Source organism: Mariniflexile sp. HNIBRBA6329 (assembly GCF_043558645.1).
Classification (GTDB): Bacteria; Bacteroidota; Bacteroidia; order Flavobacteriales; family Flavobacteriaceae; genus Mariniflexile.
Genome location: NZ_JBIFXS010000019.1, coordinates 13,808 through 39,473, shown reverse-complemented (window position 1 = coordinate 39,473; position 25,666 = coordinate 13,808). Strand labels below are relative to the sequence as shown.

General features: G+C 33.4%; 23 protein-coding genes. 15 read left to right on the top strand and 8 right to left on the bottom strand.

The window, feature by feature from the left end:
• Window positions 1-425: 425 nt before the first annotated feature.
• On the top strand, window positions 426-1,457 hold the full coding sequence (locus ACGK9U_RS14950; protein WP_394467310.1) for a TlpA family protein disulfide reductase: 1,032 nt from the start codon (window positions 426-428) through the stop codon (window positions 1,455-1,457).
• A gap of 76 nt (window positions 1,458-1,533) precedes the next feature.
• Here the strand turns inward: ACGK9U_RS14950 and ACGK9U_RS14945 are convergent, their stop codons facing one another.
• Both ACGK9U_RS14945 and ACGK9U_RS14940 read right to left on the bottom strand, forming a co-directional pair.
• Window positions 1,534-3,084 (bottom strand): NAD(P)H-hydrate dehydratase, encoded by a 1,551-nt coding sequence (locus ACGK9U_RS14945; RefSeq protein WP_394467308.1) that lies wholly within the window; start codon window positions 3,082-3,084, stop codon window positions 1,534-1,536.
• Between the two features lie 134 nt (window positions 3,085-3,218).
• Window positions 3,219-3,872 carry a T9SS type A sorting domain-containing protein gene (locus ACGK9U_RS14940; protein ID WP_394467307.1) on the bottom strand — a complete coding sequence of 218 codons (654 nt, stop codon included), beginning with the start codon at window positions 3,870-3,872 and terminating at the stop codon, window positions 3,219-3,221.
• A 526-nt stretch (window positions 3,873-4,398) separates the two neighbouring features.
• Here ACGK9U_RS14940 and thrA point away from each other — a divergent pair.
• The 9 genes from thrA to ACGK9U_RS14895 all read left to right on the top strand — a co-directional run bounded on the left by thrA (window position 4,399) and on the right by ACGK9U_RS14895 (window position 13,474).
• The gene (thrA, locus tag ACGK9U_RS14935) at window positions 4,399-6,843 is read left to right on the top strand and encodes a bifunctional aspartate kinase/homoserine dehydrogenase I (protein WP_394467306.1); all 2,445 of its coding nucleotides are present in this window, start codon (window positions 4,399-4,401) and stop codon (window positions 6,841-6,843) included.
• Between the two features lie 38 nt (window positions 6,844-6,881).
• Window positions 6,882-7,805, top strand: coding sequence for a homoserine kinase (locus ACGK9U_RS14930; RefSeq protein WP_394467305.1), 924 nt, complete (start codon window positions 6,882-6,884; stop codon window positions 7,803-7,805).
• Window positions 7,806-7,870: 65 nt separating this feature from the next.
• Window positions 7,871-8,227 (top strand): four helix bundle protein, encoded by a 357-nt coding sequence (locus ACGK9U_RS14925; RefSeq protein ID WP_394467304.1) that lies wholly within the window; start codon window positions 7,871-7,873, stop codon window positions 8,225-8,227.
• A 61-nt stretch (window positions 8,228-8,288) separates the two neighbouring features.
• Window positions 8,289-9,584 (top strand): threonine synthase, encoded by a 1,296-nt coding sequence (gene thrC / locus ACGK9U_RS14920; RefSeq protein ID WP_394467302.1) that lies wholly within the window; start codon window positions 8,289-8,291, stop codon window positions 9,582-9,584.
• Window positions 9,585-9,606: 22 nt separating this feature from the next.
• Entirely contained in the window at window positions 9,607-9,933 is a 327-nt protein-coding gene (locus ACGK9U_RS14915; protein WP_394467300.1) for a DMT family transporter, read from the top strand.
• 226 nt (window positions 9,934-10,159) lie between these two features.
• A complete protein-coding gene (gene gcvT, locus ACGK9U_RS14910; protein ID WP_394467299.1) occupies window positions 10,160-11,242 on the top strand; it encodes a glycine cleavage system aminomethyltransferase GcvT in 1,083 nt (360 codons plus the stop codon).
• 18 nt (window positions 11,243-11,260) lie between these two features.
• Window positions 11,261-12,097 (top strand): sugar nucleotide-binding protein, encoded by an 837-nt coding sequence (locus ACGK9U_RS14905; RefSeq protein ID WP_394467297.1) that lies wholly within the window; start codon window positions 11,261-11,263, stop codon window positions 12,095-12,097.
• A gap of 234 nt (window positions 12,098-12,331) precedes the next feature.
• Window positions 12,332-12,628: a 4a-hydroxytetrahydrobiopterin dehydratase gene (locus ACGK9U_RS14900; RefSeq protein ID WP_394467296.1), complete on the top strand. Its 297-nt coding sequence runs from the start codon at window positions 12,332-12,334 to the stop codon at window positions 12,626-12,628.
• A gap of 126 nt (window positions 12,629-12,754) precedes the next feature.
• Window positions 12,755-13,474: a YebC/PmpR family DNA-binding transcriptional regulator gene (locus ACGK9U_RS14895; RefSeq protein ID WP_394467295.1), complete on the top strand. Its 720-nt coding sequence runs from the start codon at window positions 12,755-12,757 to the stop codon at window positions 13,472-13,474.
• An 80-nt stretch (window positions 13,475-13,554) separates the two neighbouring features.
• On the opposite strand, the gene ACGK9U_RS14890 is transcribed toward ACGK9U_RS14895, so the two are convergent.
• On the bottom strand, window positions 13,555-14,583 hold the full coding sequence (locus ACGK9U_RS14890) for a hypothetical protein (RefSeq protein ID WP_394467293.1): 1,029 nt from the start codon (window positions 14,581-14,583) through the stop codon (window positions 13,555-13,557).
• Window positions 14,584-14,716: 133 nt separating this feature from the next.
• Here ACGK9U_RS14890 and ACGK9U_RS14885 point away from each other — a divergent pair, with 133 nt between their 5' ends.
• Both ACGK9U_RS14885 and ACGK9U_RS14880 read left to right on the top strand, forming a co-directional pair.
• Complete coding sequence (locus tag ACGK9U_RS14885) at window positions 14,717-15,700, top strand: Gfo/Idh/MocA family protein (protein WP_394467292.1); 984 nt, start codon at window positions 14,717-14,719, stop codon at window positions 15,698-15,700.
• 144 nt (window positions 15,701-15,844) lie between these two features.
• Window positions 15,845-18,442, top strand: coding sequence for a zinc-dependent metalloprotease (locus ACGK9U_RS14880; protein WP_394467290.1), 2,598 nt, complete (start codon window positions 15,845-15,847; stop codon window positions 18,440-18,442).
• Window positions 18,443-18,596: 154 nt separating this feature from the next.
• Here ACGK9U_RS14880 and ACGK9U_RS14875 read toward each other — a convergent pair whose 3' ends face one another.
• The 5 genes from ACGK9U_RS14875 to ACGK9U_RS14855 all read right to left on the bottom strand — a co-directional run bounded on the left by ACGK9U_RS14875 (window position 18,597) and on the right by ACGK9U_RS14855 (window position 23,369).
• Window positions 18,597-19,145, bottom strand: coding sequence for a 1-acyl-sn-glycerol-3-phosphate acyltransferase (locus tag ACGK9U_RS14875; RefSeq protein ID WP_394467288.1), 549 nt, complete (start codon window positions 19,143-19,145; stop codon window positions 18,597-18,599).
• A gap of 1 nt (window position 19,146) precedes the next feature.
• Window positions 19,147-20,229: an iron-containing alcohol dehydrogenase family protein gene (locus ACGK9U_RS14870; protein ID WP_394467287.1), complete on the bottom strand. Its 1,083-nt coding sequence runs from the start codon at window positions 20,227-20,229 to the stop codon at window positions 19,147-19,149.
• Window positions 20,230-20,298: 69 nt separating this feature from the next.
• The gene (locus tag ACGK9U_RS14865; protein ID WP_394467285.1) at window positions 20,299-21,003 is read right to left on the bottom strand and encodes an HAD family hydrolase; all 705 of its coding nucleotides are present in this window, start codon (window positions 21,001-21,003) and stop codon (window positions 20,299-20,301) included.
• Entirely contained in the window at window positions 20,994-21,722 is a 729-nt protein-coding gene (kdsB, locus tag ACGK9U_RS14860; RefSeq protein ID WP_394467284.1) for a 3-deoxy-manno-octulosonate cytidylyltransferase, read from the bottom strand. The genes ACGK9U_RS14865 and kdsB overlap by 10 nt, the downstream gene beginning before the upstream one ends.
• A 222-nt stretch (window positions 21,723-21,944) precedes the next feature.
• Window positions 21,945-23,369 (bottom strand): ATP-dependent RecD-like DNA helicase, encoded by a 1,425-nt coding sequence (locus ACGK9U_RS14855; RefSeq protein WP_394467283.1) that lies wholly within the window; start codon window positions 23,367-23,369, stop codon window positions 21,945-21,947.
• Between the two features lie 128 nt (window positions 23,370-23,497).
• Here ACGK9U_RS14855 and ACGK9U_RS14850 point away from each other — a divergent pair, with 128 nt between their 5' ends.
• The 3 genes from ACGK9U_RS14850 to rsmD are packed head-to-tail and all read left to right on the top strand — an operon-like array spanning window position 23,498 to window position 25,582.
• On the top strand, window positions 23,498-24,238 hold the full coding sequence (locus ACGK9U_RS14850; RefSeq protein ID WP_394467281.1) for a hypothetical protein: 741 nt from the start codon (window positions 23,498-23,500) through the stop codon (window positions 24,236-24,238).
• Window positions 24,201-25,043 (top strand): DUF3822 family protein, encoded by an 843-nt coding sequence (locus tag ACGK9U_RS14845; protein ID WP_394467280.1) that lies wholly within the window; start codon window positions 24,201-24,203, stop codon window positions 25,041-25,043. Before ACGK9U_RS14850 ends, ACGK9U_RS14845 begins: the two co-directional genes overlap by 38 nt.
• Window positions 25,043-25,582: a 16S rRNA (guanine(966)-N(2))-methyltransferase RsmD gene (rsmD, locus tag ACGK9U_RS14840; RefSeq protein WP_394467279.1), complete on the top strand. Its 540-nt coding sequence runs from the start codon at window positions 25,043-25,045 to the stop codon at window positions 25,580-25,582. The genes ACGK9U_RS14845 and rsmD overlap by 1 nt, the downstream gene beginning before the upstream one ends.
• The last annotated feature ends 84 nt before the right edge of the window (window positions 25,583-25,666 follow it).

Genomic DNA, 25,666 nt, shown 5'->3' with positions numbered 1-25,666 from the left:
GCTTTACATACCCACTGTTTTCTGGTGTTTTCATTACACTAAGGTTTTAGTGTATCGCTATTTCAGGACGGGACAAGTTGATCAATTAAAAAACTGTTTTTGACAGTTTTTTATGGACTTTTTTTCTTATCTTCTAATGGTTTTGGTTCTATAAACAAATCAAAATAAGACATTTATAGAAAACCACTACCATGGCTTGCAATCCAGCATTGGTATCCGTAATTCTTAACTGCAATATTTGTAGATTCACATGGAGATAGGCACCAAAAAGAGTTACTCAAATTCAAAAGGAATCATATATTTTAAACATTACTCCAGAAATTGTTTCTTATAAAAACGGATTCATAAATGTTAATATTAAACAAAATTAAGTCTAGAAAGACATTAAATATCTATTTTTGAGATTGAAAAAATTAAAACAATACATGAAAAAACTACTTTTATTATCTGCAGCCATTGCCATAATTGCATGCAAACAAGAACCTAAAGATTACGTTACCTTATCGGGAAAAATTACCGATAAAAGTAGTGATTCGGTGGTGGTAAGAACTCGCACATATTCTAAAACCATTAAAGTGAACCCCGATGGTACTTTTAGTGATACCTTGAAAGTAGAAACTGGCGTTTATAATTTTTTTGATGGCAACGAATCTACCGCCATTTTCCTAAAAAACGGTTTCGATATTAAAGTTACTTTAGATACGAAAGAGTTTGATGAGACCGTAAAATACACAGGTATTGGTGCAGAACACAGTAATTTTTTAGCTAAAAACAACATGATGCAAGAGCAACTATTTGATATGGATGCTTTGAGCAATTTAGATATGGATGCATTAGATGCTAAGTTTAACGAAATTAAATTAACGCTAACTGAATTTTATGAAGCCAATAAGGATATTGATACTTTAATCATGAACAATCTTTCCAAAAACATGGATCCAATGCTAAACTACTACAAAGGTTATTTAGCGGAATCTATTGCGTTAAAAACAGAATTAGCAAAAGGAAGTCCTTCTCCAGTATTTGAAAATTATGAAAATTACAAAGGCGGAAAAACATCTTTATCCGATTTAAAGGGAAAATATGTATATGTTGATGTTTGGGCAACTTGGTGCGGCCCCTGTAAAGCTGAAATACCATCTTTAAAAGCATTAGAAAAACAATACCATGGGAAAAACATTCAATTTGTAAGCTTATCTATAGACGATGATAGAAGCCACGGTGGTTCTTGGGACAAAGCCCGTGAGGATTGGAAAAGTTTTATAGCAGACAAACAACTTGGAGGCATTCAACTTTTTGCCCCTAATGGTTGGCAATCTCAATTTGTGTTGGATTATAAAATAAAAGGCATTCCTAGATTTATTTTAATAGACCCGAATGGTAACGTTGTAACACCAGATGCACCAAGACCATCAGATTCTAGTTTAACTGAATTGTTTAAGTCATTAAATATTTAGGAAAAGAATCCTTGATTTAATAAGAATTAAAACGCCGCAAATAACTTTTAATATTGTTTTTGCGGTTTTTTTATGTCTATTTGGTAGATTCTGCTTCTTCTATTTGTGGTTGTTCAGGTTGTTTGAATAAATCTTTATAAGCTTCACCTAAATAATCAATAACATGGCTTGCAATTAAACTTTGGTATCCATAATCTTCAACAGCAATGTCTGCCGATTTTCCATGTAGATAAACCCCAAAAATACTTGCAAATAATGGATTGTAGCCTTGCGAAATTAAACCCGTAATAATACCTGTTAATACATCACCACTTCCAGCCGTTGCCAAACCAGGATTTCCTGTGGTATTAACATAAAGTTTGTTTTCAAAAACCGTTATGGTGTTAGCACCTTTAATAACTATAATGATGTTGTATTTGTTTGAAAAGGCTTTTGTTTTTTCAAGTTTATCAAAATCGTCTTTCCATTTTCCTATTAAGCGTTCTAATTCTTTAGGATGTGGTGTTAAAACCGTTTGTTCAGGTAATAATTTTAATAACGTTTTTTTTTCTGCCAGTATATTTATACCATCGGCATCAATAACCAATGGTGTTTTGTTTTGTTTTAAAAAATCTTCAAAAGCACCAATGGTTTTGGTATCAGTTCCTATACCTACTCCAAAACCAATAACAGTAGGCGTTATATTGAAATCAATTTTAGTTATAATAGTTTCATCGGCATCTGTAATTACCATAGCTTCGGGAAATGATGCTTGCAAAGGCATGTAGCCGCACTTTGGAACAAAAGCCGAAACCAAACCAACTCCCGATGCTAAAGCAGCTCTACTCGCCAAGGTAACGGCACCAATTTTTCCATAACTTCCGCCAATAATTAAAGCATGTCCAAAGTGTCCTTTATGCGAAAATTTATCTCTGGGCATATATATTGGCAGTACTTCATGCTTACCAATGAGTTCATTTCCTGTAGTAGTTGTAAACAAATAATCAGGATCAAAACCAATATCCAGCACTTCCCATTGCACGGTATATTTTGCTGTTTCAGGAAGAAAGAATACCAATTTAGGTGTTACAAAGCTTAAGGTAAAACCAGCCCAAACCACAGCGTTTTCATCAACAGGAACTTTATCGGTACTTAAACCTGATGGAATATCGATGGATAATGTAAAAGCTTTCGATTTTCTAAAATGAACAAACAAATCTTTCACCCAGGCATCAACAGGCCTATTTAGACCTATTCCGAAAATGGCATCTACAATAATATCTTCAGGATTTATTTCAGGAAAATCTTCTATACAACTTAAAAGTGTTGGCCATTTTTTAGTAACATTTTTAATACGGTCGTAATTAACTAAAAAATCCTTCGAACGCTTATCACTGCAATTAACTACATAGGTTTTGATATTATAGCCATCTAATATTAAATGCCTTGCCAAAACCAAACCATCTCCTCCATTATTTCCAATACCGCAAAATATATGAATAGGCACTTGTGCACCTTGTAAACGCATGTGCATCCAATTAAAAATTTGGGCTCCAGCACGCTCCATTAAATCTGTTGATGTAATGTTTTGGCGTTCTACGGTAAGTTTATCCCCTTCGTAAATTTGTTCTTTAGAGAATATTTTCATGAATTATAAATGTTTCAAATCAACACTAATATTACGCATTTTTATATTTTAAATCAAACTGGAACTTGATATTATGAAAAAATCCTCAACTATAATTAGCCAAGGATTTTTCAATAAGTTTTTAATTAAAGTTGTTATTCTTTTATAAATCTTATAATTTCAAAGTCATCTAATTTTAAAAGATACATACCATTTTCTAAAAATCGCACATCAATTTTATTATTGTAGGATATATTTCCTTTGGCTAACTGTTTACCTGCCATGTTGTAAATAATATAATTTTTAGTTTCCATCAAACCTGAAAGACTAATAAAACTTGTTGATGGATTGGGGTAGGTTTTTAATCGGGTTTTTGAATTAACATCAATGCTAGATTGGGTACTGGTATCAATTGTACTTAGACTTCCATAGGTTGTTCCGTTAACAGTAATAGCATAAGGTCTAATGTAATATATGGTGTTTGGAAGTAAATTTGTTAAGGTATTACTAAATGTAGCTTTTTCAGTTTTTATGGCAATTTTTGTATCTAAAACCGTAGGCAAATTTTCAGAGGTACTATAAACAAAACCTGTTTCCAATACTTGTGTATCATTTGAAACTTCACCTGCCATATCAATTTCATTGGTAGCATTGTTTAAACCTGCACTACCAAAAACATCTAGTAGGTCGTTTTTAACTGTTTCAGATTTTTCGTTAGTTGTTTTTGAAGTTATTTGTGCATGAGCAACTGCAACATACAGTATACATATAAATGTTAAATTTATTTTTGAGAGCATTTGGGGTGTCATCTTGAAGGTTTTTAATGAATTAACGTTGTAAATATATGAAATTTTCTATACAATTTACATTTAATCGTATAAATATGTTTTTTAACGATGTTTTTAACTAAATATTGCACAGGCTTAGACCATTTTTATAGTTAAGATGCTTTTTTGATTTATAAATTGTAGTATTCATAGAAAAAGGAATGGTTAATTATATTGTAGATTTTATAATTCTACTTTTAAATAGCTGTTTTTCTTAAACGAAACTTGGATGAATATAAGAATACCGCAAAAAAAACTTTTTTGTTTTTTTATACGTTTAAATGTAATACTTTTGGATTCTATTATATCTAAATAGAATGAATCGTTTAAACCAAAATACTAGCACTACGCTTTCCTTTTTTTCAAAAGGAACTTCTTTTATTTTTGGAACAACTACAATTATTACAACCCTTTGGGGTTGCTAATTATATATTCTTCGGGCTATCTTTGTGATTTTTATTATCACAACATCATTAATATTTTATTTAAATCATCAATTCATTAGAAAATGAAAGTTTTAAAATTTGGAGGAACTTCTGTAGGTTCGTCAAAAAACATAAATAGCGTTATAAACATATTAGAGAATTATTCTAAAAATGATAAAGTAGTATGTGTCGTATCGGCAGTTGGCGGCATTACGGATAAGCTACTTCTAGCAGGAAAACAAGCTCAAAATAAAGACACCACATATATTGATACTTTTAATTTAATAAAAGACATTCATTTTAATATTGTGAATGAATTGAATTTAGATAAAAGTACGCCCATCATTCAGTTTGTTGATGAAAAGCTAAACGATCTTAAAAGTTTATTGGACGGTATTTATTTAATAAACGAATTATCGCCTAAAACATCTGATAAATTGGTGAGTTTTGGTGAATTGCTTTCATCATATATCATAGCAGAAACCATGAAAAATCGTGGTATTTCAGCAGAAAGTAAAAATTCACAAGAAATAGTTGTGACTAACTCTAACTTTACCAAAGCAGAAGTAGATTATACCATTACCAACAAAAATATACAAGCGTATTTTAATTCCGCTTCTCAAAAAATAACCATTCTTCCTGGATTTATTTCAAAATCCAAAATAGGAGAACAAACAACTTTAGGTCGTGGAGGTTCCGATTTTACGGCGGCTATTGTTGCAGCAGCTTTAAAAGTTGAGCAATTAGAAATCTGGACCGATGTTAGCGGTATGTTTACTACCAACCCAAAATTGGTAAAACAGGCCTACCCTATCGATAAAATTTCGTACCAAGAAGCTATGGAATTATCGCATTTTGGTGCTAAGGTTTTATATCCACCAACGGTACAACCAGTTTTAGATTTAAACATTCCTATCCATATTAAAAACACCCTGGAACCTGAGGCTGTTGGAACCATTATTTCGAATGATGAAACCATTTCAACATCTCCCGTAAAAGGTATTAGCAATATTGGGAATATTGCCTTGTTAACACTTCAAGGAAGTGGCATGATTGGTATTCCTGGGTTTTCAAAACGTTTGTTTGAAACACTATCACAAGAAAAAATCAATGTTATTTTAATTACCCAAGCATCTTCAGAACATTCTATTTGCTTAGGAATTGATGAAAATGATGCTGAAGTTGCAAAAACGACTATTGATGCTGCTTTTGATAATGAAATTGCATTACATAAAATAGACCCTATTATTGTTGAAAAAGACCTTTCCATTATTGCTTTAGTTGGTGATAATATGAAAAACCACCAAGGTATTAGCGGTAAAATGTTTAGTGCTTTAGGTAAAAACAATATTAATATTAGAGCCATTGCTCAAGGTGCTTCAGAGAAAAATATTTCTGCGGTTATTTTACAAAGCGATGTTAAAAAAGCTTTAAACACGTTGCACGAACAGTTTTTTGAAAGCAAAACAAAACAGTTAAACGTGTTTATTACTGGCGTTGGGAATGTTGGCGAAAAATTAGTTGAGCAAATAAAGCAACAACGTAAATACTTAAAAGAAAATCTTAAAATCAATTTAAGAGTTGCTGGATTATCGAACTCTAGAAAGATGATTTTTAATGAAGAAGGCATCGATTTAAGTAATTGGAAAGAGCAGTTAGAGAATGGCGAAAAAGCCACTTTAGAAGGCTTTTTTGAAAACACAAAAGCACTTAATTTACGCAACAGCATTTTTGTTGACGTAACCGCTAACAGTGAAGTAGCAAACTTATACGCTCAATATTTGCGTCAAAGCATCGGTGTGGTGGCATGTAATAAAATTGCATGTTCTAGCGATTACGAAAATTATAAATTATTAAAGCGTTTATCATTAAAATACAATGCGCCATTTTTATTTGAAACCAATGTGGGCGCAGGTTTACCTATTATTGACACATTAAACAACTTAATTGCTTCTGGTGATAAAATCACTTCCATTCATGCGGTTTTATCAGGAAGTTTAAACTTTGTGTTCAATAATTTTAATGATACTACGAAGTTTTACGATGTAGTAAAACAAGCTGCCGCTGAAGGCTATACCGAACCAGATCCAAGAATTGATTTAAGCGGAGTTGATGTAGCCAGAAAAATATTAATTCTTGCTAGAGAAAGCGGTGTTGAGATGAATTTAGAAGATATTGAAAACACACCTTTCTTATCAGATTCCGGCATGGAAAGCGGTTCGGTTGACGATTTTTACCAAACTTTAATCAAAGATGAAGCGCATTACCAAGCCTTATATGCTTCCGCGAAAGCGAAAGGTTGTCAATTAAAATATGTAGCCCAATTCAATAATGGAAAAGCAAGTGTAGGGTTGCAGGAAATACCAAGCGATCACCCATTTTACAATCTAAAAGGAAAAGATAATATCGTGATGTTTTACACACAGCGCTACCCAGAACAGCCTATGATTATTAAAGGTGCTGGTGCTGGTGCCGAAGTAACAGCTTCTGGCTTATTTGCAGATATTATTAGAGTTGGTAACGATTAAAAAATTGACTAATGGCTAATGCCTATTGACTAAAAAAAATGAACGAAATAAAAATATTTTCCCCAGCAACTGTAGCCAATGTAGCCTGTGGTTTTGATGTATTGGGCTTTTGCTTAGACAGTGTTGGTGATGAAATGGTGATTCGAAAAATTGACAAAAAGGGAATTTACATTACCAAAGTTGAAGGAGGGTTCGATTTGCCTTATGAAGCAGAACTGAATGTTGCAGGTGTTTCGGCATTAGCCATGTACGAAGCTGCCAAACCCGATTGTGGATTTGAAATTGAAATCAACAAAAAAATAAAACCAGGAAGTGGTATTGGTAGTAGCGCAGCCAGTGCGGTTGGTAGCGTTTTTGGTATGAACGAGCTTTTAGGAAGACCTTACAACAAAACCCAACTAACGGAATTCGCTATAAAAGGTGAAGCCTTGGCGAGTAAATGTGAACACGCTGATAATTTAGCTCCTGCCCTTTTTGGAGGATTTACATTGGTAAAAAGTATTTCGCCGTTGGAAATATTGGAAATTCCGGCACCAGAAGATTTGTATGCAACCATCATCCATCCTCAAATTGAAGTAAAAACATCGGAAGCTAGGGCCATTCTTCCTAAAGAAGTTTCGCTAAGTAATGCGATTACCCAGTGGGCTAATTTTGGGAGTTTAATACATGCATTGCATACAAGCGATTATGGTTTGATCCAAAAATCATTGCACGATGTTATTGTAGAGCCTTATAGAAGTCAGCTGATTCCACATTATAACGAAGTGAAAACAGCAGCTTTAAATGCAGGTGCTTTAGGTGCCGGAATTTCAGGATCTGGACCTTCAATTTTTACTTTAAATAAAGGTATTGAAACTGCTAAAAAAGTAGCAGATAGCATGAGAAATGCATATTCAAAAACCAATATTGATTTTGATATACACATTACTAAAATTAACACTGATGGGGTTAAGATTCTTTGAAGACGAAAGACTGATGGCAGATGACGGTAGACGGAAGACCGAAGATTAATTCGTAAAAGTATAAAATGGATAAATTCAAATTTGAAAAACCTGTTATTTGGCAAAAAGCCATGGATTTTGGCGAAGTTATAGACCAAGTATCCATGTCATTTCCTGACAGAGAAAAGTTCAATATATCTTCGCAAATATGCAGAGCATCAGATTCTATTGCTCTAAATATTTCGGAAGGTTCAATTGGACAGTCTAATTTAGAACAAAAAAAATTTATAGGATATTCTATGCGCTCCTTGGCAGAAGTTGTAACCTGTTTATTTAAAGCAAAAAGAAGAAACTATATTACTGATACAAAATTTACAGAATTATATAATGAAGCTTTTCATTTAATGAATATGATGAGTGCATTTCGAAAAAATATAAATTAGTAAAGGAAATTTGATTAAAAAACGTAAATAAAACTTCCGACTTCGGTCAATATTAACAACCATGAACTACTACTCACTAAACCATAAAGCGCCAAATTCAACATTTAAAAATGCTGTCATAAAAGGAATTGCTCCTGACAAAGGCTTGTATTTCCCTAAAAGCATCACACCGCTTCCTAAAGCGTTTTTTGATAATATTGATAATTTATCGCATTCTGAAATTGCCTTTGAAGCTATTAAACAATTTGTGTCACCTGAAATTCCAGAGGACATATTAAAAACCATTGTTGAAGAAACCTTGTCTTTCGATTTTCCTGTGGTTAAATTAAACGGAAACATTTCTACTTTGGAATTGTTTCATGGTCCAACCATGGCATTTAAAGATGTTGGAGCTCGTTTTATGGCGCGTTGTTTGGGCTATTTCAACCAAAATAACGACAGGGAAGTAACTGTTTTGGTAGCAACTTCGGGCGATACTGGTGGTGCCGTTGCTAATGGCTTTTTAGGTGTAAAAGGTGTGAATGTAGTGATTCTTTATCCTAGTGGTAAAGTAAGTGATATACAAGAAATGCAATTAACAACACTTGGTCAAAATATAAAAGCTCTGGAAGTTAATGGAACGTTTGACGATTGTCAAGCCATGGTAAAAACCGCCTTTTTAGACGAAGCACTTACAAACCAAATGCAGTTAACCTCTGCAAACTCTATAAACGTTGCACGTTGGTTGCCACAATTATTCTATTTTATGTTCGCTTATAAGCAATTGCATAAGCAATATAAAGACATTGTATTTTCGGTACCAAGTGGTAATTTTGGGAATATATGCGCGGGTATGATGGCTCAACAATTAGGATTGCCCATCAAACATTTTGTTGCATCTAACAACGCTAATAACGTTGTGACACGATATTTAATATCGCAATTGTACGAACCAAAACCATCGGTACAAACCATTAGTAATGCCATGGATGTTGGCGCACCGAGTAACTTCATCCGTATTCAAGAAATCTACAAAAACAATTTTGATACTTTAAAAACAAACCTTACGTCCTACAGTTATTCTGATGAAGAAACCAAAGTTGCTATGTTAGAAATGTTCAATGATTACAATTACGTAGCCGACCCACATGGTGCTGTTGGTTATTTAGGCTGCAAAGATTATTTAAAAGAAAACCCAAACGCACATTGTGTATTTTTAGAAACAGCACACCCAACTAAGTTTTTAGATGTTGTTGAAGAAGTTATTCAAGTGAAACAATCTTTACCATCACAAATTCAATCTGTTATGGGAAAAGAAAAAGTATCAGTTGTCATTTCAAATTATGATGATTTAAAAGCTTTTTTATTGAAAAAGTAATTTTTGTTTTATTTAAAACTTTATGAATTGGTTCATCTTAATTATTGCTGGATTATCGGAAGTCGCATTTGCTTTTTGTTTAGGTAAAGCTAAAGAAACCATTGGAAACGAGTCTATCTATTGGTATGCAGGCTTTTTGGGTTTTTTAATATTAAGTATGGCATTGCTAATAAAAGCAACTAACCAACTTCCTATTGGGACAGCTTATGCGGTTTGGACAGGCATTGGAGCCGTTGGAACCGTATTGCTCGGTATTTTCGTTTTTAAAGAGCCTACCAGTTTTTGGAGGATTTTCTTTATTACCACACTTATTGCCTCTATTATTGGTTTGAAGATGGTTTCCAATTGATTAGATATTATTTCTTTTTTTATAAAATCAATCTATTGCCATAGATTTGCAACTAATAAAGTTCATTAAAACTGAACTTATTCATGCGTTAACTCAACTTCCTAAATTCACCAACCACATTTTTAACTTTCACCCAAAACCACCTTCCATAAAATTTCAATACATTTGCTTTCGTTAAAAATAATGTTACTTGTTCCTTACAGGAAAAACAAAAAATATATTTCAAATGAAAGATACAGTCTTAACAAAAACTCACGAAGCACTTGGTGCTAAAATGGTGCCTTTTGCAGGATTTAATATGCCTGTTCAATACGAAGGTGTGAACGCAGAACACGAAACCGTTAGAAATGGTGTGGGAGTTTTTGACGTATCACACATGGGCGAGTTTTTAATTGAAGGCGAACATGCGCTGGCATTAATTCAAAACGTTACTAGTAACGATGCTTCAAAATTAACAATTGGAAAAGCACAATACAGTTGTTTACCTAATGATGATGGTGGTATTGTAGACGATTTAATTGTGTACCGAGTAAAAGAAAACACCTATTTGCTAGTCGTAAATGCCAGCAACATTGAAAAAGATTGGAACTGGATTGCGTCTAAAAATGATGTTGGAGCAACCATGCGCGATTTAAGTGATGATTATTCCTTGCTCGCCATTCAAGGCCCAAAAGCAGTTGAAGCTATGCAAAGTTTAACAAGCCATGATCTTTCTGCTATTTCATTCTATAATTTTATAGTTGGCGATTTTGCTGGGATCGAACATGTTATTATATCGGCAACAGGTTATACCGGTAGTGGCGGTTTTGAAATTTATTGCAAGAATTCCGAAGTAAAACAAATTTGGGACAAAGTATTTGAAGCAGGTGCATCCTATGGCATCAAACCCATTGGCTTAGCAGCTCGAGACACACTTCGTTTAGAAATGGGTTATTGCCTTTACGGAAATGATATAGATGATACCACATCGCCTATCGAAGCTGGTTTGGGTTGGATAACAAAATTCACAAAAGACTTTACAAATTCCGAAGCTTTAAAAAAGGAAAAGGAACAAGGTCCAAAACGTAAATTAGTAGCTTTTGAGCTAGACGAACGCGGAATTCCACGTCATGGGTATAATATCGTAGATGCTAACGGAAACAAAATTGGAGAAGTAACTTCCGGCACCATGTCGCCAAGTATGAACAAAGGTATTGGTTTAGGATATGTACCTACCTTGTTTTCTGAAGTTGGAAGTAAAATTCACATTCAAATACGTAAAAATGCCATTCCTGCAACGGTTGTAAAATTACCGTTTTACAAGGTGTAAAACCACATAAGGAGGTTAATGAAAAAGCAGGGGAAAGAAAGTAAACATCGTATCTTAATTTTAGGAGCCAGCGGATTTTTGGGAAACGCCATTTACAAGGAACTCTGCCCCTATTTTAAAACATTTGGAACTTACTGCACCAGTAATAGCCAATGGGAGAAGAACCATCATTTTTTTCAATATAATTTTGAAGAAGACGATGTTTACGAAATCCTAGAAATTGTAAAACCAACCATCATTATTTCGGCACTTCGTGGCGATTTTGCTACCCAATTCATAGCCCACAAACACGTGGCCGAATATGTGTTTTCAAAAAAAATAAAAATCATCTTTTTATCCTCAGCCAATGTTTTCGATGCATACAGCAAGTACCCAAGCTATGAAGAAGACAAAACACTAAGCAACAGCATTTACGGGCATTTTAAAATAAAAATAGAAAACATGCTCTTGCGTTTACCAAAAGCACAAGTCGCCATACTAAGGCTCCCTATGGTTTTCGGCACGCAAGCCCCCAGAATACAAGAAATCATCAAAAACATCAACGAAAAAGCTCCCATCGAAGTATTTCCAAACTTAATAATAAACGTTACCACTTCCGTTAAATTAACCCAACAAATACACTACATCATCAACCGAAACAAATCGGGCGTTTTCCACCTGGGCAGCACCGATTTGGTCCACCACGACGAATTCATAAAAGACATCATCAAATCACTCAGCCTACAAAACGTTATATACAAACAAGTTTACACCACCAACGACGATCGCTATCTAGCAGTCCTTCCCAAATACAACCTACTCCCCAAAAACTTACAATTAACAAGTCAAGACATACTAAACAAATTAGAAACCTAAAGCATTTAGGCGTTTCCCTATCGGGTCGGGTTTTACGCTACAAGTCCTCGTTCGTACCTCACTGCGGGCTTTCCGCTGCAACCCCTAACGCGGGCTTATTTGCAATGTAAATGTTAGCCACCAAGCTATTAGCATACCTTGCAGGTTTTCAAACCTATTTCCCTTATATAACCATTTATCATTTAAAATTAGTAATTTAGTACAAATCAAAAAACAACCTATAAACCCACTATTATGAACAAACTCTCAGCAGAAGACATTGAAAAAAGATTATTGAGCCTACCCGATTGGGACTATTACGATAATGCCCTACACGCAGAATTCGAGTTCGGAAATTTCAAAGATTGTTTCAGCGCCATGAGTAGGATCGCTTTCGAGTGCGAAGCCCTAAACCATCACCCCGATTGGTCCAATACTTATAATATACTTACTATTTCATTATCTACACACTCAGCAAATGGCGTTACCGAAAAAGACTTTAAATTAGCTAAAGCCATCGAAGCTATTGTGGAGCCAGACGAAGAAGAATAATACTTTTTAAAAATTAAAGTCTATTAAATATATTATTGGTTAAAACAACATCAATTTATAGATTTTTTTATTTTTGCTGTCGTTAAAAAAAATTTAACTTTAAACCTTTTAACTTTAAACTTTAGTATGGGAAGAGCTTTTGAATTTAGGAAAGCACGTAAAATGAAGCGTTGGTCTGCTATGAGTAAGGCATTTACGCGCATTGGAAAAGATATTGTAATGGCCGTAAAAGAAGGCGGTCCAGACCCAGCAAGTAATGCTAGGTTAAGAGCCGTTATGCAAAATGCCAAGGCTGTAAATATGCCTAAAGACAATGTAGAACGTGCCATTAAAAAAGCAAGTGACAAAAGTCAAGGCGATTATAAAGAAGTTATTTTTGAAGGCTATGCACCGCACGGCATTGCCATTTTAGTAGAAACAGCAACCGATAACAATACCAGAACCGTAGCCAACGTACGTAGCTATTTCAATAAATGTGATGGTAGTTTAGGCACATCAGGTTCGGTAGTATTTATGTTCGATCATACCTGTAATTTCAGAATAAATGCTGAAGGTTTAGATCCTGAAGAAATTGAATTGGAATTTATAGATTACGGTGCCGAAGAAGTTTTTGCCGATGAAGATGGTATTTTAATTTACGCGCCTTTTGAAAGTTTTGGTGCTATTCAATCTGCTTTAGAAGAAAAAGGTATCGAAATTTTATCCTCTGGTTTTGAGCGTATTCCACAGGTAACAAAAAAACTAACGCATGAGCAAGTGGCCGATGTTGAAAAACTTTTAGAAAAATTAGACGATGATGATGACGTACAAAACGTATATCATACCATGGAAGAAAGCGAAGATTAATTAATTTTTTCTTCATATAAATTTAAAAAGGCTATCAAAATGATAGCCTTTTTATTTGGGACTAAAAAAGATGATACTAATTAATATTTAGCTAAAAATACTGAAGAAGCTGCTGCTAAATCACTATTCATAACAGGGGCCAAATTACCTCCACTACCAATATTATTAAACGCTAATATGCGTCCGCCGCCATTTCCTGCTTCAGCAATAAAAACAGTTTTTGTAGCACTATCATAGGCAACATCAACAGGGTTCCCCAATAATGTTGCACTTCCTGCCACACGGATTTGTTGCGACAAAGCTAAAGTACCTCCGTTTGCTGTATTGTTAAATTTAGAAGTGAAGTTTTCAATGATATGAAAACCTCCATCATCTTGAGCATTTGTTGCAGCTGCAATATCGGTCATTACCATCACGTCAGACATAGCATCGTATGTTAAACCATGTGTTCTAACGATACCCTCAACAGCTATTTTTTTTGAAGCTGAAACTGTTGCATTTGTAGTATTGGATAAGAAATTTGTATATATAGCTAACTGATTCGTTGCATCTACAACAGCATATAAATCATTTCCATCAAAAGTAATACCCCATAGTTTAAAATCGGTAGTGATAACATTTCTAAGTGTAAAATTATTGCCACTTTTACTATAGATAAATAATTTACCATCAGGTGTATTGGTATCACCATCTACATCTGCATTATCAGCTACTACATAAAAATCACCACTAACGGCAAGTTCTCTAGGGCTAGCCATGTCGGCACTACCAGAAATCCCAACAGAAATAGAAGTTCCACCTGTACTAAGAGAGATGTTAGAAAAGCCTTCTAAACTAAAATTAGAACGTGAAGCCTGAACTGCAACATCATTATTTTTATCATAATAAATACCATCGGCAGCGGTACTTGTAGTTAACAATGTGGTTGAAGTTACACTATTGGTGTTGGTTACATCATAAAAAGTAATGTTTCCATTAGAATTATTTGATGCATACAAATAAGTGGATAGATTTTTTTGATTATCATCATTATCATCACTACAAGATGCAAGTGTTATAGAAAGAGACATCAAAAAGGCTACGGATTTAATTAAATTTAAAGTTTTCATAATTAATAAGATTTTTATTGTTATCCAATACCTACGAAATTTTTAAAAGAGCGGTTTTATTAATTATTAAAAAAAATTATTTAGATAAATTGTTCTAAATTTGAAATTGAGTTTTTATCTAAATCAAAATAGAATGAGTAGTAAAAAATTAATGAGATGGGGCATTATTGGATGCGGAAACGTTACCGAAGTTAAAAGCGGACCTGCATACAAAAACACACTTGGTTTTGAGCTTGTAGCGGTAATGAGACGTGACGAAGAAAAAGCAAAAGATTATTCAAAACGACACAACATTAAAAAATACTACACCAATGCTGATGATTTGATTAATGATACTGAAGTAGATGCTGTTTACATTGCAACACCGCCTGACACTCATAAATTTTATGCTTTAAAAGTAGCCGAATCCGGTAAAATTTGCTGCATTGAAAAACCAATGACACCTAACTACGCAGAAAGTTTAGAAGTCTATAATGCTTTTAAAGAAAAACAGCTTCCTTTATTTGTTGCCTATTACAGACGCTCTTTACCTCGGTTTTTAAAAATTAAGGAGTGGCTAGACAATAACTATATTGGCGAACTTCGACATATAAACTGGCACTTTAGCAAACCTGCAAGCGATTTAGACAAATCGGACACATACAACTGGCGTACCGATGCTAACATAGCACCAGCAGGTTATTTTGATGATTTGGCGAGCCACGGTTTAGACTTATTCAATTTTTTATTGGGCGATATAAAAGAAGTTCATGGCATCAGCTTAAACCAACAAAACAACTATACGGCAAAAGATGCCATAGCCGCATGTTGGTTACACGAAAACAACATTACCGGTTCAGGAAGCTGGAATTTTGATTGCCACGATTCTTTAGATAAAGTAACTATTTATGGAAGCAATGGGCATATCGAGTTTTCAATTTTCCATGAAAATTCCATTGTCTTAGAAAGTAAACAGAAAGCGGAAAGTCTTTTTATTGAAAACCCAAAAAATATTCAAATACATCATGTTGAAGGTATGCGAGATATGTTGATAAATGAAAACTTTATCCACCCTTCCACAGGAAAATCAGCACTTCATGCCAATTGGGTGATGGATAAAATCCTTGGTATTTTATAAACTTACTACTCTTTTAACACTCGGTATTTGTGTGTTTTAACATTATTATTAGATTAAATAATTTCTTTTATATTATTTTTAGCAAGACTAATTCATTAAAAATAATCAAAAAGATAACTTCCCGTTAACATTCCATAACGTATTATGAAACAAAAAACACTAAGAGCAAACAATCTTATTTGCTTCACTTTAGCTTCATTTCTGTTAGTATTTACCAATAGTATGGACGCCCAAAACAAAAAAAAGAAAAGCAAAAAAGGAGCAACCACTGAAGCTCCTGCTCCACCCGCAAAAAAGGAGAAAACCATTGCTGAACTTGTAAAATCCAGTAAAAAAATTGACGGTTTATTTCCTATTTACCAAGATACCATTACAGGATCGTTGCAAATGGTTATTTCTGACAACCAAATAGATAAAGAGTTTATTTATTTCAGTCAGATAGCCGATGGTGTTATGGATGCTGGCAGAATCATTAGAGGCTCCTACATCGGTTCTAATGTTTTTAAAATCGAAAAGTATTTTGATAAAATTGAGTTTATTGTGCAAAACACTTCATTTTATTTCGATCCGGAAAATCCGCTTTCAAAATCTAAAGACGCTAATATTAGTAACGGTAACATAGCAAGTATTACTATTGCTGCTCACGACAAAAAGGAGGGCCGTTATTTAATCAAAGCTGACGATTTATTTTTAAGTGAAACTTTTACACAAATTAAAAAACCAATTAGTCCTGGTGAGTCTCCTACATCTTTTAAATTAGGGAGTTTAAACAAGGAAAAAACCAAAATTCAGGATATTAAAAATTATGAAGAGAATACCAATTTAGAAGTTGAATATGTGTACTCCTCGCCTTCTGTTTTAAACAAAGGTTCCAACGCTGTTGCTGATGGCAGAAACGTAAGCATTAAAGTGTTTCATAGTTTAATTGCTATGCCTGAAAACGATTATGAACCAAGATACGACGACCCAAGAGTCGGTTATTTTACAACAGAAGTAGACGATAAAACAACCACGAATAGTATTCCTTATAAAGATTTAATTCACCGTTGGAATTTAAAAAAGAAAGACCCTAGCGCTGCAATTTCTGAACCTGTTGAACCTATTACCTGGTGGATAGAAAACTCTACACCACTTGAATGGCGAGAAACCATAACCAACGCCGTTTTACAGTGGAATATTGCTTTTGAAAAAGCAGGATTCAAAAATGCCCTAGTTGTAAAAGTGCAACCTGATGATGCCGATTGGGATGCGGGTGACATAAAATATAACGTGCTTCGCTGGACATCATCTCCAGACCCTGCGTTTGGCGGCTATGGCCCATCTCTAGTAAATCCAAAAACTGGACAGATCTTAGGAGCCGATATCATGTTAGAATACTCAAGTATAATTAATAGAAATCTTTATGATAAAGTTTTTGATTTAGCATCATTAAATACTATTTCAGAACCTTACAGTTCTGCTCATAATGAACAAAATTATTGTTCAATTAGTCAATTAAATTATGAAAATATAATGCTTGGAAAAATTTCAGCAATCGCTTTTTCTGCGCCAGAATCGGAACTGAAACGGATACAAAAAGAAGGATTAACATCTACGGTTATGCACGAGATTGGACATACTTTAGGATTGTACCATAACATGAAAGGAAGTCAGTTATTTTCGCCTGAACAGTTAAACGATGCCGCCTTTATAGAAGGTAAATGCTTGACAGCATCGGTTATGGATTATACGACAATAAATATTAATAAAGATAGAAATAAACAAGGTCAGTATGATAATGTTGCCGTAGGACCCTATGATTTTTGGGCAATCCAACTAGGTTATACTCCATTTGAAACTGAAAATGATAGACAAATATTATTAAACGAATCTACAAAACCCGAGCATATTTTTGGCAATGATGCGGATGATATGCGTTCTCCAGGAAAAGCTATTGATCCACGTGTTATGATTTTTGACCAATCGAATGATCCAATAAGATATTCAATAGACCGCATTGAATTGTCGGATGAATTAATGAAAAACATTAAAGATAAGTTTATCAAAAATGGTGAATCGTATCAAGAATTAAGACGCGTTTATTATTTATTAAGTGGCCAGAAAGCAACAGCTGCCAATATAATATCAAGATTTATAGGAGGTGTTTATGTAGATAGAGCCATGGCTGGACAAATTGGCGGAACAAAGCCTTACACGCCTGTTAGCCTTAAAGATCAAAAAAGGGCTATGTCTGCTTTAAGCAAATACGTTTTTGCTCCAGATGCCTTTGATGCTCCAAATGATTTATACAACTATCTGGCATTGCAACGCCGGGGTAGTAACTTTTCAAAAACACCCGAAGATCCAAAAATTCACAACCAAGTACTCACCTATCAAAAAAATGTGCTAAACCATATTTTGCATTATAATACTTTACAACGCATTTCTGATTCAGAATTATACGGAAATGAATACAAATTATCCTCTTTTATGACAGACTTGAACAACGCCATATTTAAAGCTGATATTTATGGAAATGTAAATTCGTTCAGACAAAATCTTCAATTAGAGTATACTAATATGTTGATTAGTATTTTAACAGGAAAACAAAGTTCTAGCTATTCAAACAATGCTAAATCTATGGCTTTGTATAATTTGAAAACTATTAGAACTATGGCAGCACCTACTGGAGATATTGCTTCGATAGCACATAAGCAATATTTAAGAATACTTATTGATAATGCTTTAGAGGAAGTTAAATAATAAGGCTAAATTAGTATTAAAAAAGCTACTTTCAAATGGAAGTAGCTTTTTGTTTTATGTGAGCTAGTAATGTTTCTTTTTAGGAACAAATTGGATTGTTTACTTTATGTTTCATATTCTAACACAATAGATATAATTCAATTTCTATGCCATACTATGAATATTTAGATACTTTTCCTTTAACACCATCAAAAAATTGACGCATCACTTTAAAATCTGCTTCCATGTCTTCAGTTGGATAAAACGGTTCTGAAATTCTATTTTGCTTATTTTCAAAATCGAGCGTAAACATAATTATGGGAACGTTTGCTTTTTGGGCTATAAAGTAAAACCCTGTACGCCATTCTTTTACTTTTTTTCTGGTGCCTTCAGGAGACAAAGCTATTCTAAATTCATCCTTTTCTTCAAAAAGTTTTGCAATAGCAGCTACCTTATTTTCTTTAGATGCCCTGTTAATGGGAGCGCCTCCTAAAGCTTTAAAAAAATATCCGAAAGGAAAGATGAAGAGTTCCTTTTTACCAACAAAATTGGCTTTAATGTTCAATACGGAACGCAATAAAATAGCTAGGTAAAAGTCGTGCCAACTGGTATGGGGCACGGCAATTATAACAGCCTTTTTTACAGTGTTTTTAGATATGTTGGTGTTGCCAGTAACTTTCCATCCTAATATTTTAAAATAAATAAGTTTGGCTAACCATCGCATATTACATTTTTAGATAAAGTTCCTTTAGTTTTTTTGGAGTGATTATGGATTTCCAATTTTTACCCAATGCATTTTCCCAAAGCGGCACTAAATTTAAAGCAATACTTATCATTTTATCTATTTCCTCGTCTCTTAAATTAGCGCAAAGACCTTTTGGCAATACTATTTGATGTTTCTTCTTCATCGCTTTAAAAAGTTTTACACCTTCAGGATAAAACTCTTCTAAATGGTCAAAAACAATACAGTTACCAACCCCATGTTTTATTCCCAATAAATAAGCTAACGGATAACTCATAGCGTGTGCAACGCCTACTTGGGAATATGCAATACTCATACCTCCGTGCCACGAAGCCATCATGAGTTTTTCTTGAGATTCTATATCTGTTAAGCTATTTTCTAAAAACACTTCTTTACAAAGTTCCAATGCCATATTGCCATATGTTTGGCTGAACGCATTTAAGTAAGTACCTGTTAACGATTCAATACAATGAATGTAACAATCCATACCAGTAAAAAACCACTGGTCTGTTGGTATATCTTTAGTAAGTTCAGAATCTAAAATCACTTGGTCAAAAGGCGTAAAATCTGAATTAATACCTAGTTTTTTTTCCGGACCAATAAGTACTGTTGTTCTGGAAACCTCTGCCCCTGTACCCGAAATTGTTGGAATCCCTACATGGTAGATGGCAGCATGCTTTACCAAATCCCAACCTTGATAATCTTTAGCTTCACCCTCATTGGTTAGCATAATAGATACGGCTTTTGCCAAATCTAAAGCAGATCCACCTCCAATACCAATAATTCCAGAAGGCAATTCTTTAGTGGTTAAGATAATATCTTCAACCAAGTCATCAACTTGAGATGTTTTTGGTTCTTCTTTAGTAGAAACAAATATAATTTTATCGCTGTAAGCTAGCGGAATTCTAGAAGTTAGCCATGAATTATTTTTAAACACATCGTCTATTATATAAATAAACGGAGCATTCATACTTAAGCGTTTTGGGGCTAAAATTTCACTTAACTGATTGAAACCACCTCTGCCAAAAATAACTCTTGGCACCATTGGAAAGTTTTTATAACTCATTAATATTTTTCTTTTTCAAGATGTAAAAGTACTATTATTTAGACTTTTCTTGTTTAGTTGGTTGATATTTTAACTTAATATTTTTAATAGCTCTCTTAAGCTACTAATAGTCCTGTACGTTTTGCCATTGGTCTCTTTTTCGGTAACTTGTTCGTGTGCCCAAGTAGTATGAAAAGGGATATGAATGGCATGTGCTTTTATATTTACCAAAGGTAGCACATCCGATTTTAACGAATTGCCTATCATTAAAAACTCTGAGGGTTTTATATCTAAATGATTCAATAATTTCGAATAATTAGCTTCTTGCTTATCGCTTAAAACTTCAATGTGATGAAAATACTTTGTTAAGCCCGATTTTTCAAGTTTACGTTCTTGGTCCAGCAAATCGCCTTTAGTTGCTAAAATTAATCGGTACTTTTTTGATAAGTGTTTTAAAACATCTTCTACCCCATCCAATAATTCAACAGGTTTGTTCAGCATATCTTTACCTATATTTAAAATAGCTTCGATACTTTTTGTTGAAATATTATGATTGGATTGTTCCAAAGCACTTTCAACCATAGACAACACAAAAGCTTTTACGCCATAGCCATATAAAGGCAAATTATCAATTTCCTTTTTAAAAAGCTCTTGGTCTATTTTGTTTAGGGTTTCATATTCTGATAATAGTTTACCAAACTCAATCTCGGCATCGCGAAAATAGGTTTCATTTACCCAAAGGGTATCATCGGCATCAAAGCCTATAACTTTTATTTTACTATAATTTATTTCCATATTTTTTTGGCGCGTTCCAAATCTTCTGGGGTATCTATTTCTACACCTTCAGTGGAAGTTTCTACCATTTTAATGCGCTTTCCATATTCCAAATAACGCAATTGTTCCAGTTTTTCAGAAGCTTCTAAAGTTAGCATTGGCAAACGATAGAAGTCTAACAAAGCTTCTTTTCTAAAGGCATAAACACCTTTATGTTTAAAATATTTAACAGGTACATTTTTATCTCTTGGATATGGAATAGGACTTCTTGAAAAGTAAAGTGCAAAGTCAAAGGTATCAAGAACGACTTTTACGGTATTGGGATTATTGATTTCCTCTTCATTGGTAATATGTACCATCAACGATGCTAAATCTATCTTTTTATCGTGATCGTCTTTAAAAACAGCGATTAACTTTTCTAAAGATTCTTTATCTGTAAATGGTTCGTCACCTTGTACGTTAATAACTATATCAATATCTAAAAACTCAATGGCTTCTGCAATTCTATCACTTCCACATTGATGCTCTTTTATACTCATCATTGCTTTTCCTCCATTATTTACAATTTCATTATAAATAATGTCACTATCGGTTACTACTATAACATCATCAAACAAATTGGTGTTTACAGTAGCTTCGTAAGTACGAAGAATAACTGTTTTTCCTCCTAAATCTTTCATAAGTTTTCCTGGGAAACGCGATGCGCTATAACGTGCAGGAATCATTGAAATTATTTTCATCTTCTCTAAATTCTGTGTCAAAAATAGAATAAATATTAGTGGTTTTTATTTTATGGGATGTAAACTTTTTGTGCAACTTAAAAATTACAAAAAATATAACAAAAACCAATATGACAGCCTAAATAGGCAAAAATACCCAAAAACCAACGGATGCAGCTAAACCAACAGCAAGACAAATACTAATAATAGTTTCAAATGTCATGCTCTAAATTTATGAAAAATCTATTCCTCAAAAAACTCGTCTTTAAAGCCAATAAGATACAATTTTTCTTTGGCTCTGGTAACCGCAGTATAAAGCCAACGTAAATATTCTTTATCAATACCATTTGGCAAATAAGGCTGCTCTACAAAAACGGTGTTCCATTGTCCACCTTGCGATTTATGACAGGTTATGGCATACGAAAACTTAACCTGCAACGCATTAAAATGTTTGCTTGCTTTTACTTTTAAGAATTTTTTATAGTTACTGGTTTCGCTTTCAAAATCTTTCATCACTTCTTGATACAATTTATTTGAATCTTCATAAGACAATGATGGTGTTTCAGATTCTATGGTATCTAACAACAAAACGGTTTCAAAAGGTGGCATTTTAGGATAATCTACCATGCGTATTTTAACTTCCGCAAAGCGAAATCCATAAAGTTCTGTAATACTGAAAATTTCAAGTACTTCAATAATATCGCCATTGGCTATAAATCCAGCTTCGGTAGTTGGTTTAATCCAAAAATAATTATTCTTTACTACCATTAAATAATCACCCGAAGATAATTCACTTTCATTAAAAAGAATTCTATTTCTAATTTGTTGGTTATATAAATTGGCACGTTTGTTACTTCGGACAATAATTGCGGTTTCCTCATTTCCTAAAGCACTATACGAATCGTTTATAGCGTCCATAATTTCATGGCCATCAATTAATCTAACAATATCTGTATAATGAGCCAAATCAAATTTAAAAGCATCATTAAAACCGTTGGATAAAGCTTCACGAAGTACGGTAGCGTTAACCAGAATTCCAGAGTCTTGTTCTTGCCTTACCACTTCATCCAATTCCATACGGGTAACTTCTTTGTTGTAATTTAAAGCCAAAGAATTTTCATCTAAAGCGGGACTTAAATCTAATTTTACCGGTGGTAATTGCGCTGTATCACCTATTAAAAGGAGTTTGCATTGATGACCAGAATATACATATTGCAGTAAATCGTCCAAAAGAGAACCATTTTCAAATAATTTAGAATCTCCTGGGGTATCGGGTATCATAGAAGCTTCATCTACTATAAAAATAGTGTTTTTATGTTTGTTGGGTTGCAACACAAATGAGACGCCTCCACCCTTTTCTTTTTTAGGAAAATAAATTTTTTTATGGATGGTAAACGCTTCTTTTCCCGAATAATTAGAAATTACTTTAGCGGCCCTACCTGTTGGAGCCATTAATACAGAACTCTTTTTGGCTTTCCATAAATTATTAACTATGGTGCCTACAATGGTAGTTTTCCCTGTACCTGCGTAACCTTTTAGCACATAAAGCGCATTTGGGGCTTTACTAAATATAAATTCTGATAGTTGTTGTAAAACAATATTTTGTTTTGTGGTTGGCTGAAACGGAAACTGCTGTTTTATAAGGGAATAAAATTCGGATGAAGTCATTAATACTTACAAATTTTAAATTATTCAAAGATAGAAATGATTTTTACCTATAATAGATTTTTACGATTAAAAAAAAATTGTAGATTTGCGAAAGACCTTTAACAAACTATTTAAATTAAAAAACGATTATGTTGAAATTTATTCTTATTGCTGTTGCAGCTATACTGCTTACAATTGGCTTGGTTAAGTTAGTTGATAAATACATACCTTCTAAATTCAAGCCTGTGTTACAAATAGCGCTATGGGCTTTGATTGCGTTTTTGGGCTACCAAACTTACATGTCTATTTATACACCAATTTTATTTAACCAAGAAAAGAATAGACGCTACGCAAAAGTAATTAAGAATTTAATAGATATTAGAGACTCTCAATTAGCATACAAACAAGTAAATGGTAAGTTTACAGACAATTTTGATGAATTGGTGAAATTTGTTGAAACAGGAAAATACACCATCATTCAACGCAGAGATGCGCAAGTTTTAGATGTTGAAGCTACAAGACGTTTTGGTGGCGTTGAAACTTATAAAGACATTGTAATAGTTGACACTTTAGGTTATGTTCCTGTAAAAGATTCATTATTTAAAAATTCAACACGTTATAAAACCATGATGAATGTTCCTGTTGGAAAAGAAGGAGAAAAGTTTCAATTACAAGCAGGTTTTATAAAACAAAATGATTTGAATATTCCTGTATTTGAGGCATCTGTTAAAAAAGAGGTTATTTTATTTGATCAAGATAGAGATATGATAATTCAAGAAAACCAAGTTGTATCTGTTGATGGCGTTAATGGAGATGCTTTAAAAGTAGGTTCTATGACCGAAGTAAACACCAATGGAAACTGGCCAAAAACTTATGGCTCAAACGAATAAAACTTCTAACAAACTAACTAATATAGAATTGTCCATTCAAATAAGTTTGAGTGGACTTTCTTTTTGTATCCTACAAAGAGATACTAATACTATTGTCGCCTTAAAGGAAATTGATTTTGAGAAGAAATTAAATCCTTTAGAAGTTTTAGATGCTTTAAAACATCTTTTTAATACGGAAAACGTTACCCAAAATTCATATAGTGCCATTACTATCATTCACGATAACGAACTTTCTACACTCGTACCCAAATCTTTATTTAACGAAGATTGTATTGCCGATTATTTAAAGTTCAATTCCAAAATTCTAGTATCCGATTTTATAGCTTATGATGATATTGTTATAAACGATAGCGTAAATGTATATGTACCCTACATAAATATCAACAACTTTATTTACGACCAATTTGGAGCATTTACATTCAAGCACATTTCTACCGTTTTAATAGAAGAAATTCTACATATTGAAAAAAATACAAGCACACCAAAAGTATATGTAAATATCAGTAAAAACCGATTTGAAACCATTATAGTTGATAACGCAAAACTGATACTTTACAACACGTTTGAATACAACTCGCCCGAAGATTTCATTTATTACATATTGTTTACTACCGAGCAACTAAACCTGAACCCAGAAACATTCAACTTGGTTTTTGTAGGTGATGTATCAAAAGATGATGCTTTATACTCCATAGCTTATAAATACATACGAAATGTTAATTTTGGGAACAGAAACGAATCGTTTAAATACGTTGAAACACCAAAATTCAATCATTCAAATTTCACTTTAATAAAAAGTTTTTAATGCGCATTATTTCAGGAATTTACAAAAGCAGAAAAATTGTAGCACCCAAAAACTTACCCGTACGCCCCACTACCGATATGGCTAAGGAGTCGCTATTCAACATTTTAAATAACAACTTTTATTTTGATGAATTGATTGTGTTAGATCTTTTTGCGGGAACAGGCAATATTAGTTACGAATTTGCATCAAGAGGCACCGAACAAATTACCTGTGTCGATCAAGATTTTGGTTGCATTAAGTTTATAAACAAAACAGCTTCCGAATTTAAAATGCCCATTCAAACTATTAAAAGCGATGTTTTTACTTATTTAGAAAAGGCAACATTACAGGCAAACATCATTTTTGCCGATCCTCCTTATAATTTTTCAATCGAGGAATTTTCAAAAATCCCAGAATTAGTCTTTCAAAATAATTTATTATTGGAAGATGGTTTGCTAATTGTAGAACATTCCAAACACACCGATCTTTCTAATTTAAACAACTTTAGCTATTCAAAAAGCTATGGTGGCAATATGTTTAGTTTTTTTGAAAACAATTAAAATTCAAAAAAAACCGAACGTAATTACTTTTTTTTCAGTAAATTAGATTTCTCCTTAAGAGTCCCAGACTCTATACATACTTTA

Excerpts from the sequence above, each read along its gene's own strand:
- ACGK9U_RS14950 (WP_394467310.1), top strand. The coding sequence starts at position 426 with ATGAAAAAACTACTTTTATTATCTGCAGCCATTGCCATAATTGCATGC.
- ACGK9U_RS14945 (WP_394467308.1), bottom strand. The coding sequence starts at position 3,084 with ATGAAAATATTCTCTAAAGAACAAATTTACGAAGGGGATAAACTTACC.
- ACGK9U_RS14940 (WP_394467307.1), bottom strand. The coding sequence starts at position 3,872 with ATGACACCCCAAATGCTCTCAAAAATAAATTTAACATTTATATGTATA.
- thrA (WP_394467306.1), top strand. The coding sequence starts at position 4,399 with ATGAAAGTTTTAAAATTTGGAGGAACTTCTGTAGGTTCGTCAAAAAAC.
- ACGK9U_RS14930 (WP_394467305.1), top strand. The coding sequence starts at position 6,882 with ATGAACGAAATAAAAATATTTTCCCCAGCAACTGTAGCCAATGTAGCC.
- ACGK9U_RS14925 (WP_394467304.1), top strand. The coding sequence starts at position 7,871 with ATGGATAAATTCAAATTTGAAAAACCTGTTATTTGGCAAAAAGCCATG.
- thrC (WP_394467302.1), top strand. The coding sequence starts at position 8,289 with ATGAACTACTACTCACTAAACCATAAAGCGCCAAATTCAACATTTAAA.
- ACGK9U_RS14915 (WP_394467300.1), top strand. The coding sequence starts at position 9,607 with ATGAATTGGTTCATCTTAATTATTGCTGGATTATCGGAAGTCGCATTT.
- gcvT (WP_394467299.1), top strand. The coding sequence starts at position 10,160 with ATGAAAGATACAGTCTTAACAAAAACTCACGAAGCACTTGGTGCTAAA.
- ACGK9U_RS14905 (WP_394467297.1), top strand. The coding sequence starts at position 11,261 with ATGAAAAAGCAGGGGAAAGAAAGTAAACATCGTATCTTAATTTTAGGA.
- ACGK9U_RS14900 (WP_394467296.1), top strand. The coding sequence starts at position 12,332 with ATGAACAAACTCTCAGCAGAAGACATTGAAAAAAGATTATTGAGCCTA.
- ACGK9U_RS14895 (WP_394467295.1), top strand. The coding sequence starts at position 12,755 with ATGGGAAGAGCTTTTGAATTTAGGAAAGCACGTAAAATGAAGCGTTGG.
- ACGK9U_RS14890 (WP_394467293.1), bottom strand. The coding sequence starts at position 14,583 with ATGAAAACTTTAAATTTAATTAAATCCGTAGCCTTTTTGATGTCTCTT.
- ACGK9U_RS14885 (WP_394467292.1), top strand. The coding sequence starts at position 14,717 with ATGAGTAGTAAAAAATTAATGAGATGGGGCATTATTGGATGCGGAAAC.
- ACGK9U_RS14880 (WP_394467290.1), top strand. The coding sequence starts at position 15,845 with ATGAAACAAAAAACACTAAGAGCAAACAATCTTATTTGCTTCACTTTA.
- ACGK9U_RS14875 (WP_394467288.1), bottom strand. The coding sequence starts at position 19,145 with ATGCGATGGTTAGCCAAACTTATTTATTTTAAAATATTAGGATGGAAA.
- ACGK9U_RS14870 (WP_394467287.1), bottom strand. The coding sequence starts at position 20,229 with ATGAGTTATAAAAACTTTCCAATGGTGCCAAGAGTTATTTTTGGCAGA.
- ACGK9U_RS14865 (WP_394467285.1), bottom strand. The coding sequence starts at position 21,003 with ATGGAAATAAATTATAGTAAAATAAAAGTTATAGGCTTTGATGCCGAT.
- kdsB (WP_394467284.1), bottom strand. The coding sequence starts at position 21,722 with ATGAAAATAATTTCAATGATTCCTGCACGTTATAGCGCATCGCGTTTC.
- ACGK9U_RS14855 (WP_394467283.1), bottom strand. The coding sequence starts at position 23,369 with ATGACTTCATCCGAATTTTATTCCCTTATAAAACAGCAGTTTCCGTTT.
- ACGK9U_RS14850 (WP_394467281.1), top strand. The coding sequence starts at position 23,498 with ATGTTGAAATTTATTCTTATTGCTGTTGCAGCTATACTGCTTACAATT.
- ACGK9U_RS14845 (WP_394467280.1), top strand. The coding sequence starts at position 24,201 with ATGGAAACTGGCCAAAAACTTATGGCTCAAACGAATAAAACTTCTAAC.
- rsmD (WP_394467279.1), top strand. The coding sequence starts at position 25,043 with ATGCGCATTATTTCAGGAATTTACAAAAGCAGAAAAATTGTAGCACCC.